Source organism: Paenibacillus sp. J31P13, from assembly GCF_056269295.1.
Map to the genome: position 1 here is coordinate 41540 of NZ_JBWDNR010000001.1, position 19332 is coordinate 60871.

Below are 19332 nucleotides of genomic sequence, written 5' to 3' on the forward strand. Positions count from 1 at the left end.
CATACGGTCCACAAGGTTGAAATTGCAACTCAGTCCGCTCCGCGGACCGAAAAGTTCTGGAGGAAGATGGTCCGCCAGCGACAGTTGATCATCATGTCTTTCCCAATGGTCTTATACGTTCTGCTCTTTGCCTACGGTCCCCTCTGGGGCTGGCTGATGGCGTTCCAGGATTTTAAGCCAATGACGGGAGTCTCTATCTTTAATCAGACCTGGGTCGGATTGGATCAATTCAAGTTTCTGTTTATGGATGAAGGCTTCACTCGAGTACTTCGCAATACGATCGCGATGAGCTTCATCTCGCTCATCCTCGGGTTCGCCACGGCGATCGGCTTGGCGTTGCTGCTGAACGAAATTAAGAAAACAGGCTTCAAGCGGTTAATCCAGACCATCTCGTATCTTCCGCACTTTCTATCTTGGGTTATTGTGTGCGGTCTCGTCTCGATGTCGTTGTCCACTGAAGGTGGCATCGTGAACATCGTGCTTGTGAAGCTCCATATCATCAATGAACCGATTCTCTGGCTGGGTGAAGGCAAGTACTTCTGGGGAATAGTTGGGATGACCAACGTCTGGAAGGAAGTCGGCTGGAACACGATCATTTACTTGGCGGCAATTGCATCTGTCGACCCGTCCTTGTACGAAGCGGCGGAGGTAGACGGCGCTGGGCGCTACCGTAAAATATGGAGCATCACGCTGCCTAGCATCAGGCCGATTATCGTCATCCTGCTGATCATGAACGTCGGTTGGATTTTGAACGGAGGCGGCTTCGACATTCAATATTTTCTAGGCAACGGACAAGTGCTCGACTGGTCGGAGACGATCGACATATTCGTACTGAAATACGGTCTTAAAATCGGGAACTACTCGTTAGGCGTCGCAGCCGGCATATTTAAAACTGTCGTCAGCATCATACTACTCTACAGTGCGAATTTAATTGCCAAGCGTCTCGGTGAAGAGCGACTTATTTAAGGGGGGCTCCGCATGCAAACAGCCATCAAAAACAAAAAATTTAGGACGGAGCCGTTCCTGTTTCATACGTTCAACGTTTTATTTATGTTGTTCGTCGCGGTTGTCACGTTGTATCCGTTCCTTAACACGCTTGCAATCTCGTTCAACGCTGGCATCGATACGACGCGCGGCGGCATCTACGTATGGCCGCGGGAATGGACCTTTAAGAACTATGAAGCGGTATTCGCAACAGGAAAAGTTTACCATGCATTTTGGGTGTCCGTCGCCCGGACTGTGATCGGCACGGTGGTCAGCGTCTTCCTGACCACTATGCTGGCGTATACGATTAGTCGTAAGGAGTATATGTTCCGCAAACCCGTCACGCTGATTTTTATACTTACGATGTATTTCAGCGCCGGGCTCATTCCTTCGTATTTTTTGATCAAGGATCTTCACCTGCTGAATACATTCCTTGTTTATATTCTGTTTCCAGGAGCTGGGGCGGGGCTGATCAGCGCGTTTAACTTGCTTGTCGTCCGCACCTACATTTATACGCTGCCGGAAAGCTTGATCGAATCGTCTAAGATAGACGGCGCGAGTGACTTCCGGGTATTCTTTAGCCTCATATTACCGCTTTGTACGCCGGTGATTGCGACGATAGCGCTGTTCACTGCCGTCGGCCAATGGAACACCTGGTTCGACACTTTTATCTTTGCCTCTTCCAAGCAGAACCTGAGCACGCTTCAATTCGAGCTGATGAGGTTGATGTCTTCAACGGTGAATTCCAATGCTAATCCGAGTTTGTCGTCTACAGCTGCTAGAGATACCGCAACGATGATTACGCCGCTGTCAATCCGAGCCGCCATTACAATGGTTGCATCGGTGCCGATTCTGGTTGTATATCCGTTCCTGCAACGGCATTTCGTCGCGGGATTGCAGTTAGGCAGCGTGAAAGAGTAATGTCGGCGCCTGGTTGATGGTTAGAATACCGGCAGTTATCTCAGGAATGCAAACTAACGTCAATTGGCAATATGCGAGATATTCTCTCGCGTGAAACATTTTTCTCATTTGGGATCTGCGACTTGTTCTCCGACTGCTGGGTGTATATTTCCTCAGGGCACAGCCTCCTTTTCTTTGAAAGGGGGCTGTGCTATTTAGTAACTGGATGTTGAATAGGCATGTTTGGCTCTTGAATCTATAAATAATTGAATCATTCACAAGCCACCTGCTTGTTAATCTGTATGATTATTAGAATATCATTTTTGGAATAAACGCTAAGTGAAAGATTCTGTATAATTTTTAATATAGAACTGTCGATTTTTCCATACTAGGAGAAGTTCTATTTATGTGCAGCGGTATGGGGATTTATCAGGTAGACATCTTTTATTAATGACGGGGCTCACGATAGGAGACTACAATAACGGACTTTATAGCTCGGATGAAGTAAGCTCAGTAGTCGATTGTTATGGAGCTCGGCTATTCTTACTTTTGGAAAGTATAATGATACTCTTGATGATATTGATAAGTCGTTCACGTGATTCATAGCATAGAAATGTATAAGGCGTTAAAGGAACATGACAGCGGGTTGTGTTTTATAAAGTAGCTATGTTCTGCAGGCCATTGAGCTAAAGAGCAGGATTGCTCAACAGTAAAGACGTTATTTTGTTCTACCTTTGATACAGAAATTCAAGCTGAAGCCGAAGAGCGATTCATGCGTTAGCAGAGTACGGTATCGTCAAAAGCTCATCGGAAACGACTTTTGATTCTGCTTGCAGCTTTACCCGAGCGGAATTTGTCACGCTGCTTGTAAAAACGCTATGCTTGTCCTTTGCTTCTTTGTAACACCCACAGCTTTTTAAATCATCATTCTCCGCACGTATCCTTACAAGCTCACCTTCTACGCTCATTGGTTTTGTCCTTGGACGACCAACATTAACGCCAGAGGCCTTACCACGCCTCTCCTCAAGACCCGTTAGCCCCTCCTGTTCGTATTGTATGACCCATCTTCTTACCATTGAACGTTTTATACTAAGATCCCTCGCAATTGACTTGTAAGATAACTTATTCTCCAGGTACATTTGAACCGCTTTTCTCTTAAATTCAACATCGTAAGTCTTTCTTTTTTCGCCCATAAAAAAACCTCCAAGTAAACTGTAGTGCGCTTTCTTCGCACTGTCTACTTAAAGGGGATAATTTCACAAAAGCACGGGTTATCTTTTGAAAAGATTTCTATGGATGAGAGATCCAGTCCTTCCTTTTCCATTCTATCTTCGTGTGCGATTCATCATCTATAAATGCATAGACAAAAAAGCCCAAGCATTGTACGCATGAGCTTTGATCAGCAGGACGTCGCTGGATTACGCAACAATTATGTCGGAAATTTCGCTCCCTATCAGTTCCGACCCGCCTCGTAAAGCTTCTGCGCCAGCATGCCTGGCCTTGTGCGTGTATCCGTAAAGTGGTCCTCGTCGCCGACGATTAGTCGGAATAGTCCGAGCCGCGAGGACATATGCGGATTCCAGCCGAAGCCCTCTCCTTGTGGCAATACGTTGTCTTGGTAGAAATAGACATAACTTTTGTGTGTAGGCAGTGTATAGAACGCTTTAAGATCCAGTTTCTCGAAAAGTGGTTTCGCTGGTTCTGGACTGACACTTGCATAAAACTGTTTGGCTTCCTCGAAGGTTGCCGTATTGACGAATAAATCCCGGAATAGGGGAAACGGAAGCATGATTGTATCGTCTTTCGATCCGGCTCTGAGCTGCTCGAAACCCTGCCTCGTTTGAGGCGGCAACTCGTCGGCAAGTGATTCGCCGTCTTTCAATACGAATGCGTCCCAGAAGACGAGGCGCTTGATGCGGTCCGGTACCTTTTCGGCAACCTTCTGGATGACTGATCCACCGAAACTATGCCCAACGAGAACGATGTCGCGCAGATTCAGCATCGTTATAAAGTCGACGACGGACTTCGTGATCATTGCATGTGTGACATTTTTATTCGGATCTGTGCCATGACCTGCGTATTCCGGCGTATAGACGGCATGCCCTTGACTGCGCAGCACCGCAGCTACGCCGTCCAGAAGTGGGCATCTGCCCAAGAACCATGGACAAGCAGGAATGTAAGCCGCTGCTGCTCAGGCAGATGCATATGATAGCTTTCGTCTTTCGTCCGATCCATTAGCGCCCCGCCACCAGAGCCAGCTGCCTTCGGTATAAGGGGAATAGTAGTACCCGGGGTGAGTGAACCTGTAATCCGAATATGGGAATTGATGTAATCCAGGTCGAAAAGGAAACATATGAAAACATCCTCTCAAAATGACATATATCAGCTTATGCCTAATGCGTTTGAGAAGTACCCGCACACGATCCCTCGGCAATAAAAGCTTCCTCTCAGAAACAATCCATCAAAAATACGAATTGTTAGTTCAATCCGCAGCTTCGAAACCGCGAACAGCTTTTCGCTTATTCTCAGGATAGATACAGGAACATGTTGTTTATTTTTTGTTTATTGCAGCTTGGTATACTTTTGTCGATTAACAGCTAATGAAGTCGAATCGTCAGGACTATTGACTTATTTCAGGAGGAGGCTTAGCGGCAGGCGATAATCAATTGATAGTAAGACAAAATATAATCATGAATTGAAGGAGTAGGTAAACGTGCGTAAAGCAATGAGAAAAGCGATGGCAATTGTAATGGCCAGTGCCTTATTATTCAATTTATTCAGTATGGTAAATCCGGGAATTGCGAAGGTAAGCGGAGCACCTGCGGAAAAGTGGATCAAAAAAAGCTCGATTAGCCTCTCGAGCATTGCTTATGGCAACAACATGTATGTGGCACTTACAAGCGGCAGTAATCCTAAGATCGTCACTTCGACTGACTTGGTTAACTGGGTGGAACAGAAGCAGATCGATAACCAGACTAAGCCGCTCAATACGATTGAATTCCTTAATGGGCAGTTTGTCATTGGAGCTAACTTTTTTAATAACAGCCAGACAGGTTCCACTTTTTTATTTTCGACTGACGGAGTCGATTGGACGGGACAAACGATCGTAAAGCCACCGCAATACTCGATTTCATCTATTTCATATGGAAATGGCATGTATGTTGCTTCCAGCTTTTTTGGAGAAATGGCATCGTCTAGGGACGGTGTAACGTGGAGCACTCCGGTTAAAGCTTTGAGTCAAATTGCCGAGGTGCGCTTTATTAACGGGCATTTTGTAGCGGTTGGCTACTATGAGACATTGCCGGGTATGTTTATGGGGAATGACGCCATCGTAACCTCGAAGGACGGTTTAACATGGAACAGAAAAGTGCTTTCTTCCTCAATGATGGGGGGATTGAATTCGATCGCAAGTAATGATCATACGGGTATAGTATCTAACTTCTCTGGGGTGTATCGTTTTTCCACAAGCGATTTAGATTTGTCTCCTATGCCAGTGGTATCAATAAATAGTTTGATCAACGGCATGTATTTTAAAAAATTGACATATGCAAACATCGATGATGGCCTTTTTGTTGCGGTAGGAATAGATGCAGGGATCCAGACGTCAAACGATACGGTAAATTGGACGAGTGAGTCTATTTCTGGAGCCAGTGGCGATTTCTTCGATGTGATTGAAGCTGGTCGCTCCGTAGTTGCGGTGGGAAGTATGGGTGTATATCAACGCTTGGGGCAAATTCAGGACTCTGTTCTTACACCGAACACAGGAAACTTCGATAAGAAAACATCGGCTCAATCGGATGTAACGACAGCGTTGACGTTAAACGGCAACACATTAAGCAGCATTACGCAAGGTGGTCAAGCACTTACGCTGGATACGGATTACACAGTAATAGGCAACAGCGTAACGATTAAGAAAGAATACTTGGCGGGACTGCCGGTAGGCACGTCAACAATGACGTTCCAATTTAGCGGCGGAGCCGATCAGACAATGGCGATCACGATAAGTGATACGACACCGAACAATAGTGTGATCAGCCCAGTAACGGCGAGCTTCGATAAAAAAGCATCCGCCCAGTCGGATGTAACGACAACGCTGACGTTGAACGGCAACACATTAAGCAGCATTACGCAAGGTGGTCAAGCACTCACGCTGAATACGGACTACACAGTAACAGGCAACAGCGTAACGATTAACAAAGCATACTTGGCGGGACTGCCGGTAGGCACGTCAACATTGACATTCCAATTCAGCGGCGGAGCCGACCAGACACTGGCGATCACCATTAGTGATACGACGCCGAACAATAGTGTGATCAGCCCAGTAACGGCGAGCTTCGATAAAAAAGCATCTGCCCAGTCGGATGTAACGACGACGCTGACGTTAAAAGACAACACACTCAACAGCATTACGCAAGGCGGCCAATCGCTCGATCTGGATATGGACTATACGATATCGGGAAGCACCGTAACGATTAAGAAAGAATACTTAGCCGGACTGCCGGTAGGCACGTCAACACTGACGTTCCAATTTAGCGGCGGAGCCGACCAGACGCTGGCGATCACGATAAGTGATACGACACCGAACAATAGTGTGATCAGCCCAGTAACGGCGAGCTTCGATAAAAAGACTTCGGCCCAGTCGGATGTAACGACAGCGTTGACGTTAAACGGCAACACATTAAGCAGCATTACGCAAGGTGGTCAAGCACTTACGCTGGATACGGATTACACAGTAATAGGCAACAGCGTAACGATTAAGAAAGAATACTTGGCGGGACTGCCGGTAGGCACGTCAACAATGACGTTCCAATTTAGCGGCGGAGCCGATCAGACAATGGCGATCACGATAAGTGATACGACACCGAACAATAGTGTGATCAGCCCAGTAACGGCGAGCTTCGATAAAAAAGCATCCGCCCAGTCGGATGTAACGACAACGCTGACGTTGAACGGCAACACATTAAGCAGCATTACGCAAGGTGGTCAAGCACTAACACTGGATACGGACTACACAGTAACAGGCAACAGCGTAACGATTAACAAAGCATACTTGGCGGGACTGCCGGTAGGCACGTCAACATTGACATTCCAATTCAGCGGCGGAGCCGACCAGACACTGGCGATCACCATTAGTGATACGACGCCGAACAATAGTGTGATCAGCCCAGTAACGGCGAGCTTCGATAAAAAAGCATCTGCCCAGTCGGATGTAACGACAGCGTTGACGTTAAACGGCAACACATTAAGCAGCATTACGCAAGGCGGTCAAGCACTAACACTGGATACGGACTACACAGTAACAGGCAACAGCGTAACGATTAACAAAGCATACTTGGCTGGACTGTCGGTAGGCACATCAACACTGACGTTTCAATTTAGCGGCGGAGCCGACCAGACACTGGTAGTTACGGTTGTTAATACAACGCCGAACAATAGTGTGATCAGCCCAGTAACGGCGAGCTTCGATAAAAAAGCATCTGCCCAGTCGGATGTAACGACAGCGTTGACGTTAAACGGCAACACGCTAAGCGGTATTACGCAAGGTGGCCAAGCGCTCGATCTGGATATGGACTATACGATATCGGGAAGCACCGTAACGATTAAGAAAGAATACTTAGCCGGACTGCCGGTAGGCACGTCAACACTGACGTTTCAATTTAGCGGCGGAGCCGATCAGACACTGGTAGTTACGGTTGTTAATACAACGCCGAACAATAGTGTGATCAGCCCAGTAACGGCGAGCTTCGATAAAAAAGCATCTGCCCAGTCGGATGTAACAACAACACTGACGTTAAACGGAAATACACTAAGCAGTATTAAGCAAGGCGGTCAAGCACTCGTACCGAATACCGATTACACAGTAACGGGCAGCACGGTAACCATTAAGAAAGCATACTTGGCGGGACTGCCATTAGGCACGTCAACACTGACGTTCCAATTTAGCGGCGGAGCCGACCAGACACTGGCGATCACAATTAGTGATACGACGCCGAATAACAGCACGATAAGCCCAGTATCAGCGAGCTTCGATAAGAAGACTTCGGCCCAGTCGGATGTAACGACAACGCTGACGTTAAACGGCAACACGCTAAGTAGCATTACCCAAGGCGGTCAAGCACTCGTACCGAATACCGATTACACAGTAACGGGCAGCACGGTAACCATTAAGAAAGCATACTTGGCGGGACTGCCGGTAGGCACGTCAACACTGACGTTCCAATTCAGCGGCGGAGCCGACCAGACGCTGGCGATCACGGTCAGCGATACAACGCCAAACAATAGCGTGATCAGTCCAGTAGCAGCGAACTTCGATAAGAAAACATCGGCTCAATCGGATGTAACGACGACGCTGACGTTAAACGGCAACACGCTAAGCGGTATTACGCAAGGCGGTCAAGCACTCACGCTGAATACGGACTACACAGTAACAGGCAACAGCGTAACGATCAAGAAAGCATACTTGGCTGGACTGCCATTAGGCACGACAACATTGACATTCCAATTCAGCGGTGGAGCCGACCAGACGCTGGCGATCACCATTAGTGATACGACACCGAACAATAGCGTGATCAGCCCAGTAACGGCGAGCTTCGATAAGAAGACTTCGGCCCAGTCGGATGTAACGACAACGCTGACGTTAAACGGCAACACGCTAAGTAGCATTACCCAAGGCGGTCAAGCACTCGTACCGAATACCGATTACACAGTAACGGGCAGCACGGTAACCATTAAGAAAGCATACTTGGCGGGACTGCCGGTAGGCACGACAACGCTGACGTTCCAATTCAGCGGCGGAGCCGACCAGACGCTGGCGATCACGGTCAGCGATACGACGCCGAACACCAGCACGATAAGCCCAGTAGCAGCGAACTTCGATAAGAAGACTTCGGCCCAGTCGGATGTAACGACAACGCTGACGTTAAACGGCAACACGCTAAGCGGTATTACGCAAGGCGGTCAAGCACTCACGCTGAATACGGACTACACAGTAACAGGCAACAGCGTAACGATCAAGAAAGCATACTTGGCGGGACTGCCATTAGGCACGTCAATACTGACGTTCCAATTTAGCGGCGGAGCCGACCAGACGCTGGCGATCACGGTCAGCGATACGACACCGAACAATAGTGTGATCAGCCCAGTAACGGCGAACTTCGATAAAAAAGCATCTGCCCAGTCGGATGTAACGACAACGCTGACGTTAAACGGCAACACGCTAAGCGGTATTACGCAAGGTGGTCAAGCACTCACGCTGAATACGGACTACACAGTAACAGGCAACAGCGTAACGATCAAGAAAGCATACTTGGCTGGACTGCCGTTAGGCACGACAACATTGACATTCCAATTCAGTGGTGGAGCCAACCAGACGCTGGTAGTCACGATTAGTGATACGACCATTATTAGTCCGCCAATTATTAACGGGCCACAGCCTACTGAGCCTAATAACTCTGCAGATATTTATGTGAATGGACAAGTGGTTAGCGCGGGGATTGTAACGCAAAGCAAAAGAAATAACCAATCGGTTATAACGATTGCGGTCGATCAAGCCAAATTAGCTGATAGGTTGGTAAAGGAAGGGCAAAATCCGGTTATTACGATTCTAATGAATGCCATATCCGACATTGTCGTTGGGGAATTAAAAGGCAATATGGTGAAGGCTATGGAGAACAAGCAAGCTACCCTGGAGCTCAAAACCGACAAAGCAAGCTACTTACTGCCTGCAATTCAAATCGATATCGACGGTATTCAAAGACAGTTGGGCGACTCTATTTCCTTACAGGACATAAGCATTCGTATTGAGATTGACAAGTCTTCACAAGCTATGGCAAGCATCGTAGAAACCGCTGCTAGAAAAGGAGAGTTTACGATTCTCATGCCTCCGGTTGATTTTAAAGTCAGTGCGAGCTACGGGGATCGAGTAGTCGAAGTGACGCAATTTAGCACTTATGTTAAGCGGCAGATTGCACTTTCTGATGAAATCCTGCGCAGTGGTATTACAACAGGCATTGTAGTCGAGCCGGATGGCAGCGTACGTCATGTACCAACCAAGGTCATCGTGGTTGACGGACAGTATTTTGCACAAATGAATAGTTTGACAAACAGCACTTATGCGGTTGTATGGCATCCAATCGAGTTTGCGGATGTTGCGAGTCACTGGGCGAAGGATGCCATTAATGATATGGGCTCCCGAATGATCGTGGATGGCAGAGGAAATGGGAATTTCGATCCTAGTCAAGACATGACCCGCGCCGAATTTGCAACGATTCTTGTTCGCGCTCTTGGTTTGAAGCCGACAGCCGAAAAAGAGCCTTTCTCAGATGTCAACCAAAATGATTGGTATAATCATGCAATAGGTACAGCACATGCGTATCACTTGATTAGCGGGTTTGAAGATGGTACGTTCAGGCCGAATGACAAGTTGACTCGTGAGCAAGCGATGGTGATGATCTCTAAAGCTATGAAACTCACGCAATTGAAAGAAAAGCTTCCAATGGAAGAGATGGACAAACTGCTTCGGTCATTTGGACTGGCAAACATGTCTAACTGGGCGAAGCAGGGCATTGCTGACTGTATCCAAGCTGGAATTGTAGTGGGTAAAAGCAATTCGGATCTTGCGGCGCAAGCTAGCATTACACGTGCTGAAGTAGCCGTCATGATGAAACGTCTGTTGGAAAAATCGGATCTCATTTAATGAAATGAAATACTGCAGGTTCAGCTCGATCACAAAATGTGGTCGAGCTGATTTTGTAAGTAGGGCAGACAAAAATGAAATATTTCTTTACTCCAATATCGGAATCAATATAATTACGATAGTGGCTGTTCATTCCATTTCTCGATGTGACTACGCCATGTATATGCACTGGCTGTATGCGGAAGATCAGTTGTAGCTTGTTAGAGAAAGGGGAGAAAGCGGTGTTAAGAAAAGTTCTGATGATTTGTCTCATCAGTATAATCTCTATTCTGCTCATTCCGCTGTCTATTTACATGGATAATGGGAAGCGTTCATACGATCCGCAAGTCCATAACGGCATCATGGATTTATCCTCATGGGATTACAAACAAGATGGCAGAATCAGATTGGACGGCGAATGGCAATTTTATTGGAACCAATTGCTGACTCCGGCGGACTTCAAAGCTTCTAGCGATGGGCTGCTATCCGAAGATAAAATATATGTGAAAGTGCCTTCCACTTGGAATCGCATAGATGATTTCGGAAGCCCGCTGCCTGCCTATGGATCTGCTACATACCGAGTCGTATTAAAAAATGTGCCTGTCGAAGGCTTATTCGCAATCAAAAAAACGAATATTCGATTTTCAAGTGTCATCTTTGTCAATGGACATCGTTTGTTGGAAGATGGCAAGACGACAATGCAGCCTGCGCAGTACCAGTCGGGGAATGTTCCACAGTTGGGCTTTTTTGCATCCGAGCAAGGAGAAATCGAGATTATCGTACAAGTTTCCAATTACGATTATATTAACGGTGGTATTCCACTCTCGCTATTTTTCGGGGAACAGTCGGCGATGGTGGGGCATGAGAATAAGACTCTGATGGGTGAGTTCGTTATTCTTGCGATACTGGGGACATTGGCTCTTATTTACCTCATTTGCTTCGCTGTAGCGATGATGTTTCATAGGAAGGATTATTTGCTGCTGGCGTTTTCGTTCATCTGTACGTTGTTTTCGATTTATCACGGACTGATTGGAGAAAGGTCTCTTTTACTGCTTTTACCCGATTTGCCGTTTCAGGTTTTATATAAATCGAAGGATATATCCTCTATTGTTTGTTTAATTATACTGGCTATTGTCTTCTATCAAATGCAAAAAAGTCTGATTTCATGGAAGCTTATTCAATTAATAACTGTTGTGCTAGGCAGTTTTGTGGTTCTGATTGTCATACTGCCAATGCACACGTATATGTCCTTTCAAGGATATGTCGTCGGCATATATGAGTTTATGTTGATTTGGATGCTGGTTAAAGTTGCCGCGTTATATGTTAAAAGCAAAGGGAGAGACCGAATCAAATCCTTGTTGTGGTTCGTAGCGATTTTGACTATCAACCTGTATTCATTGGACATTATTTTGCTTGCTTTATCCTGGAAAGAAAGCCTGTGGCTTTGCCAGTTTTATATCGTGTTCTTTAATCTCATCATGATCTGTCTCATTGTGCTCCGTTTTTTTGAGGCTTATCACACGATCAACGAGATGAAAAATCAATTGGTTCAGTTGGACAAAATTAAGGATGACTTCCTGTCTGATACATCCCATGAGTTGAAGACGCCATTGAATGCGATCGTAAGCATTACCGATACATTGATTAAAGGTGCAGAGGGGCCGATGAACGCGGGACAAGCCCGGAATCTTGCCATTGTTATGGGCAGCGGAAGAAGGTTAAGCCTGCTTGTTAATGATTTGCTCGATTACTCCAAACTAAAGCATGGAGATATTGCGTTGTATCGCAGCTCAGTAGATCTTGCTCCAGCCGTCGATTCCGTCATTCGCATGCATTCCTTCCTGCTGGGTGGCAAAGAGATAGCGATAGTGAATAAAGTGGATGTCACGCTGCCGCCGGTATATGCGGATGGCAATCGGCTTCAGCAAATCTTACATAATTTAATTGGGAACGCGATCAAGTTCACTGATCAGGGTTTTGTGGAAGTTAACGCTAGATTGGCCCGGAATCACGTTGAGGTGAGCGTGCGTGATTCGGGAATCGGTGTTGCGGAGCATATGAAGAGTAAAATATTTCAGGCTTTCGAGCAAGTTGCCGATGATATCCCTTCTCCAGATGCAGGGACAGGACTTGGACTCAGTATAACGAAGAAACTGGTCGAACTGCACGGCGGCACGATTGACGTAGATTCTGCTCCAGGGCAGGGCTCTGAGTTTAGGTTTACGCTGCCGCTGGTTATGAAAGGTGACAGAACCGTCAAGATCCGTCTGGCCGATGTACCAGAGACGGATGCGCTGCATGTTCTCACGGAATATCCGTTCTGCGTGACAGGCGACATTGATGAGACGATTCTTGTTGTAGACGATGATTTTGCCAATTTACAGTCTATGACCAATCTTTTGAAACTGGAAGGCTACTCTTTTGTAGTTGTGAATCGAGGAGAAATGGCGCTTGAAGAGATCGCAAGGCGATCGGATTTCTTCCTGGTGCTTCTGGATATCTCAATGCCTGATATGTCGGGATATGAGGTGCTCCGGAAAATTAGGGAAAGGTATTCGATCTTCGAACTCCCCGTCTTGATGCTAACGGCTAAGAATAGAGTCAACGATATGAAAGTATCGATGGAGATGGGAGCCAATGATTTTGTTGGAAAGCCGTTTGAAGCGGAGGAGTTGATGGCACGAGTAAGAAGCTTGACCCGCTTGAAGGCTTCTATGAAAACAGCCAGGGATGCTGAAATGGCTTTCCTGCGCTCTCAGATCAAACCACATTTTCTTTACAACGCCCTCAATTCTATAGCCGAACTATGCGTGGACGAGCCGGAACGCGCTGAGGAATTGACGCTGCATCTCTCGCAATATTTGCGTAGCAGCTTCGACTTTAAGCAATTGGACTCGTTAACGACACTGGATAGTGAACTGAAGCTAGTTGAGGCTTACGTTCATATCGAGCAGGCTCGGTTCGGCGACCGCCTGCAGGTGGACTATGATGTGAACGCGAATCTGATGGTTCTGATTCCTCCGCTTATTCTTCAGCCTCTGGTGGAGAACGCGATTCGTCATGGGTTGATGTCGAATTTGGCGGGGGGGAAAGTCAACATTACGATTACGGAACAGGGTGGAACGGTCAGGTTTCATGTTGAGGACAATGGACGCGGAATGAGCGAGCAGAAGCTTGAGGAGATATTAAGAACGAATGGAGAGCGCAGAGGCGTCGGATTATGGAATATCGACAGGCGTATCAAGTTGATCTATGGACATCAGATTCATATTAGCAGCCGTGAAGGGATCGGGACATCGATTTCTTTCGACATTCCGGTACAGCTGCGCAACCGATTGGAGAGGTGACTAATGCTGCGAGCCATTATCGTGGATGATGAGTTGTTATCAGTAAAACGATTAAATAGAATTTTGTCTGAAAGCGGAACTGTCGATGTATGCAGAACGTTCCTCAATCCACTGGAGGCTTACGATTACGCAAGAGAGAATCCGCTTGATATCGTATTTCTTGATATTTCGATGCCTGAGATTGACGGGATGTCCTTAAGTGCACGCCTTAGATCCCATGATCAAGAGATTCATATCGTATTTGTAACCGGCTACGATGAATATGCCGTTCAGGCCTTCGACATGAACGCGCTCGATTATTTGATGAAGCCCGTTACGACTGAGCGTGTAGCCCGTACGTTGGAGCGCGCCGGAAGCAAGACTGCCGTCAAGGTTTCTGAATCATTGCTTTCTGTCCGAATGTTCAACGGATTGCAACTGCATCGGCAGGACGAGAGCCGGAGTCTGTTGAGACTGAGAAGTCCCAAAACAGAAGAGCTGCTTGTCTATCTGATTTATAAGGGCAAAGTGAGTCGTGAAGAAATTATTGATACGTTATGGAGCGGGCTTGAACAGGAAAAGGCAATTAAAAATCTAAATTCCACCCTGTATTATATTCGAAAGGCAATCAGTGAAAGCCAATTGAAAAATCCCATTAATGCTTATCGCAAGGAAATATGGATCGAAGAGGAGCATATGGAATGCGATCTATACGAGTTTAAGCGGTTAGTTAAGCAAATCAGGCAGGAACAAGGTATTAGCGCACTGAATCTGATCAGACAAGCGGAAGACCTATATACAGGGGCCTTTCTGAAAAGCAAAGGATATGAGTGGGCTATCTCTCAGAGCAGGCAGCTTGAGCGCGAATTCATTGAATTGTTGGAACAGGCGGGAAAACATTATTCGGAGTGTGGTCAACCAAATTATGCTCTGCATTATTTTGAGGCGATTTTAAAGCTCGATCCGCTTCGGGAAGATATTAGCCTAGAAGCGATCCGTATCTATATGGCGAATGGGAGGATGAACGAGGCGGTTCGCCAGTACCGCAGTCTTGAGCAAATGCTCAAGCAGGAACTGGGGACGGTGCCAGATCCTCGAATTGCGGCGGCCATCCGAAATGGCGATCCGCTAGCCCTTTCTCCGTAAATCAATGTCTAATGTGGAAAGAGCGCATCGCTGTCAGCGATGCGCTCTTTCCATATACGTTTAATCAGAAACGGTAGAGATGCTGTTTTTTTTGAATTCAAGTAGTCGAAATTATGTTGGTTGCCTAACAAATAGTGTGTTAAAATGAAGCTAGATATGGAATTAAATACCGAAAAAGGGAGGTCGAAATGAACGCAGACAGATCGGTTGCGCTAGAACTTAGAACGCTAAGAAATATGCTGCAGAGACAGGTTAGCGGGTTTATGAATCAAAAATATGGCGATCAATTGACCGGCATGCATGGATGGGTTCTGAAGTACTTTGTCGATAACCAGGACAAGGAGGTTTTCCAACGCGATTTTGAGAGCCATTTCACGATCCGACGTTCGACCGCGAGTAAGATTTTGCAATTGATGGAGAAAAACAATCTCATAAAGAGACAATCTGTCCCCCATGATGCAAGGTTAAAGAGGATTATTCTTACGCCTCTAGCCATCGAATACCATAAATCGATTATATTAAAATACGCAGAATTGGAGTGTGAATTAAAGAAAGGACTATCGCAAGAGGAGATGGATACTTTTTTTAACGTGCTCGATAAAATCAAAAAGAATCTAGACTAGTCGTCAAAGTTGTTAGGACGGCTTTAAATAATGTAATATTGTTAGCAGGCTTACAGTTTTATGGCTAACAACTTGGAGAAGGAGCGTTCGATAAATGATAAAGATTTTGAAGTATTTTAATCCCAAAAATGTTTGGTTTATCATCATCAGCACAGCATTTATCGTGTTCCAAGTATGGCTCGATCTCAAGCTTCCTGATTATTTGGCAGAAATCACCAAGCTGGTGCAGACGGAAGGCAGCTCCTTAAGCCAGGTATGGGAGCCAGGCGCCTATATGATGCTGTGTGCCATTGGAAGCTTAATTGCATCCTTCATCGTTGTCTATTTGGTTGCGAAGAGCGCCGCATCACTCGCTAAGAGGCTTAGGAGCCTGCTCTTCGACAAGGTTGAATCGTTCTCAATGGCGGAGATGAACCAATTCTCGACGGCAAGCCTCATTACGCGTTCCACGAACGATATTACGCAAGTACAAACGATCGTAGCGATGGGGCTGCAAGTAATGATTAAAGCGCCTATTTTGGCAGGCTGGGCAATTGTGAAAATCTCAAGCAAGAGTTGGCAATGGACGCTATCGTCCGGCATTTCGGTTGCGCTGCTTCTTTTTATGATCGCGATCGTTATTTTGTTCGCCATGCCGAAGTTCAGAATGATTCAAGGATTAACGGACCAACTGAATCGAGTAACGAGGGAAGGGCTTCATGGTCTGCGAGTCATTCGTGCTTATAATGCGGGACCGAGCCAAGAAGCGAAGTTCGATCACGCGAATCGGGAGTTAACCGATGCAAATCTGTTCACAAGCCGATTAATGGCATTAATGATGCCGGTTATGAGTCTGATCATGAGCGGATTAAGCTTGGCGATTTATTGGATCGGCGCCTATCTGATCAATGGTGCGGATACAGTGGCTAGGCTAGGCTTATTCAGCGACATGGTCATCTTCTCTTCCTATGCCATGCAGATTGTCATGGCCTTTATGATGTTATCGATGGTTTTCTTCATGCTGCCGCGGGCGTCGGTTGCTGCCAAGCGTGTCATGGAAGTATTAAATACGGAACCAAGCATCAAGGATGGCAATTCGAAATCGACTAATGCCGCGAAAGCAGGAGAGATTGAATTCCGGAATGTCAGCTTCAAGTATGCGGATTCGGATGAATATGTGCTTAGGGATATCAGCTTCGTTGCGCGCAGGGGAGAGACGGTTGCGTTCATCGGCTCCACGGGCAGCGGTAAGAGTACAATGATGAACTTAATTCCGAGGTTTTACGATGTGATAGATGGAGAGGTGCTTGTTGGGGGCATAAACGTGAAGGAGTATGCACTGAGAGATCTACATAACAAGCTCGGCTACGTTCCTCAGAAAGCCGTATTGTTCAGCGGAACTGTGACGTCCAACGTCGCCTATGGCGACAATGGGCGAGTGGCAGGGTCGGCGGATGATGTGAAGAAAGCGGTAGCGATCGCCAAGGGCCAAGAGTTTGTCGAGAAGCTGGAAGGCGGGTACGAGGGCAGTATCTCGCAAGGCGGCTCGAACTTGTCCGGCGGCCAGAAGCAGCGGTTATCCATCGCTAGGGCTATCTACCGTAAGCCTGACATTTACATTTTCGATGATTCCTTCTCAGCGCTTGATTACAAGACCGACCGCCAACTACGCTCCATGTTGAAGCAAGAAACAGCCGGAGCTACCAACCTGATTGTAGGGCAGCGAATCGGAACGATCAAGGAAGCCGATCTCATACTCGTACTCGACGAAGGCAAGATCGTAGGAAGAGGCACACATCAAGAGCTGCTTCAGACCTGCGAGGTATATCGTCAGATCGCGAACTCTCAGTTATCGAAGGAGGAGCTTGAAATTGGCTAAACAACAGGTCGCTACCAAGCAAAACATCGATTTCAAAGGCACAATGGGCAAGCTCGTCGCGTATTGCAAGCCGTACATTCCTCTTATTGTCATGGCTCTGCTGCTTTCCGTTGTGGGCACGATATTTACAATTGTCGGGCCAAGCAAGTTGAAAGACATGACGGATCATATTACCAAAGGGTTAATGGGCGAAATCGACATGAATGCGATTCGCAACATCGGCATACTGCTTGCCGTTCTTTACGGATTAAGCGTTATTTTCTCGTTCTTCCAAGGTTATATTATGGCTACGGTAACGCAGAGGGTAACGAGAAGCTTGCGTACGCGCATCTCACAGAAGATCAACAAGCTTCCGTTAAAATATTTCGATTCCAACAGCAACGGCGACGTACTGAGCCGCGTCACGAACGATATCGATACGATCGGGCAAACGATGAATCAGAGCGTGGGGATGCTGGTCACTTCCGTTACGATGCTCGTCGGCTCCTTGGTTATGATGTTCTATACGAACGTATGGATGACGTTGACAGCGATCATTTCAACGTTTCTAGGATTTGCTTTCATGACCGTGATGATCAAAAAGTCGCAAACGCATTTCGTTCACCAGCAGGCGAACCTTGGTGCGATGAATGGCCATGTCGAAGAAATATATTCGGGCTATGATGTCGTTAAGGTCTATAATGGAGAACAGAAGGCGAAAGAAACCTTTAATGAAATTAATAATAAATTATATGAAAGCTCATGGAAGTCGCAATTTTTATCTGGCTTGACGATGCCGCTTATGATGTTTGTCGGAAACTTCGGCTATGTGTCGGTCTGTATCGTCGGCGGAGCATTAGCGATGAATGGTCATATTTCTTTTGGTGTTATCGTCGCTTTCATGCTATATGTCCGGCTGTTCACGCAGCCTTTAGGGCAAATTGCACAGGCTGCGACAAGTCTGCAATCGACTGCAGCTGCAGCCGCACGTGTTTTTGAATTTTTGGAAGAGAAGGAGCTCGAGGACGAGAAGCATAAATCGAAGGTGCTTAAGGATGTTAAGGGGCAGGTCGAGTTCCGGAACGTTTCCTTCGGATATGATCCGAATAAGCTCATCATTCACGATTTCTCGGCCCGTGCTTTGCCCGGTCAGAAGATCGCCATCGTTGGGCCGACGGGTGCAGGGAAGACGACAATTGTTAATTTGCTGATGCGATTCTATGAGCTGAACGGTGGGGAAATCGCCATCGATGGCGTTCCGATCCATGAGCTTCCTCGGGAAAATGTTCATGAGCAGTTTTGTATGGTGCTTCAGGATACATGGCTGTTCGAGGGGACGATCAAAGAAAATATCGTCTTCAACAAGCAGGGGGTTACCGATGCCCAAGTGAAGGCCGTTTGCAAAGCCGTAGGCATTGACCATTTTATCCGGACGTTAACGCATGGTTATGACACGATATTGAACGAGCAAGTGAACCTTTCCGCAGGTCAGAAGCAGCTCATCACCATTGCAAGAGCGCTCATTGCTAACGCTCCGCTGCTCATCCTCGATGAGGCGACGAGCTCTGTCGATACGAGAACGGAACTTTTGATTCAGGAAGCGATGGACCGGCTGATGGCGGGAAGAACATCTTTCGTTATTGCACACCGCTTGTCCACGATTAAGAACGCCGACATCATCCTGGTCATGAAGGACGGCGATATTATCGAGAGCGGTAATCACCAAGAGCTGCTTGCGGCGAACGGCTTCTATGCTGATTTGTACAATAGCCAGTTCGAGACTGCGGAAGCTGTCTTATAACACGAACGTATGCTTGAAGATAACATTGAAACAAATAGGAG

General features: G+C 46.7%; 10 protein-coding genes. 8 read left to right on the forward strand and 2 right to left on the reverse strand.

Going from position 1 to position 19332, the window contains the following annotated elements; all coding sequences use genetic code 11:
• Positions 1-66: 66 nt before the first annotated feature.
• Entirely contained in the window at positions 67-966 is a 900-nt protein-coding gene (locus tag AC0YOD_RS00170; protein WP_475798311.1) for an ABC transporter permease, read from the forward strand.
• Positions 967-978: 12 nt separating this feature from the next.
• The gene (locus tag AC0YOD_RS00175) at positions 979-1905 is read left to right on the forward strand and encodes a carbohydrate ABC transporter permease (protein ID WP_475797245.1); all 927 of its coding nucleotides are present in this window, start codon (positions 979-981) and stop codon (positions 1903-1905) included.
• 749 nt (positions 1906-2654) lie between these two features.
• On the opposite strand, the gene AC0YOD_RS00180 is transcribed toward AC0YOD_RS00175, so the two are convergent.
• Entirely contained in the window at positions 2655-3077 is a 423-nt protein-coding gene (locus AC0YOD_RS00180) for a transposase (RefSeq protein ID WP_475797246.1), read from the reverse strand.
• A 260-nt stretch (positions 3078-3337) separates the two neighbouring features.
• A complete protein-coding gene (locus tag AC0YOD_RS00185) occupies positions 3338-4039 on the reverse strand; it encodes an alpha/beta fold hydrolase (RefSeq protein WP_475797247.1) in 702 nt (233 codons plus the stop codon).
• Between the two features lie 558 nt (positions 4040-4597).
• Here AC0YOD_RS00185 and AC0YOD_RS00190 point away from each other — a divergent pair.
• From AC0YOD_RS00190 to AC0YOD_RS00215, 6 genes are all read left to right on the forward strand, one after another.
• Positions 4598-10579, forward strand: a complete 5982-nt coding sequence (locus AC0YOD_RS00190) for a X2-like carbohydrate binding domain-containing protein (protein ID WP_475797248.1) — start codon at positions 4598-4600, stop codon at positions 10577-10579.
• Positions 10580-10800: 221 nt separating this feature from the next.
• Entirely contained in the window at positions 10801-13905 is a 3105-nt protein-coding gene (locus AC0YOD_RS00195) for a sensor histidine kinase (RefSeq protein WP_475797249.1), read from the forward strand.
• 3 nt (positions 13906-13908) lie between these two features.
• Positions 13909-15030: a response regulator gene (locus AC0YOD_RS00200; protein ID WP_475797250.1), complete on the forward strand. Its 1122-nt coding sequence runs from the start codon at positions 13909-13911 to the stop codon at positions 15028-15030.
• Positions 15031-15218: 188 nt separating this feature from the next.
• Entirely contained in the window at positions 15219-15653 is a 435-nt protein-coding gene (locus AC0YOD_RS00205; protein WP_475797251.1) for a MarR family winged helix-turn-helix transcriptional regulator, read from the forward strand.
• 94 nt (positions 15654-15747) lie between these two features.
• Complete coding sequence (locus AC0YOD_RS00210) at positions 15748-17511, forward strand: ABC transporter ATP-binding protein (protein ID WP_475797252.1); 1764 nt, start codon at positions 15748-15750, stop codon at positions 17509-17511.
• Between the two features lie 43 nt (positions 17512-17554).
• Entirely contained in the window at positions 17555-19291 is a 1737-nt protein-coding gene (locus AC0YOD_RS00215; protein ID WP_475798312.1) for an ABC transporter ATP-binding protein, read from the forward strand.
• The last annotated feature ends 41 nt before the right edge of the window (positions 19292-19332 follow it).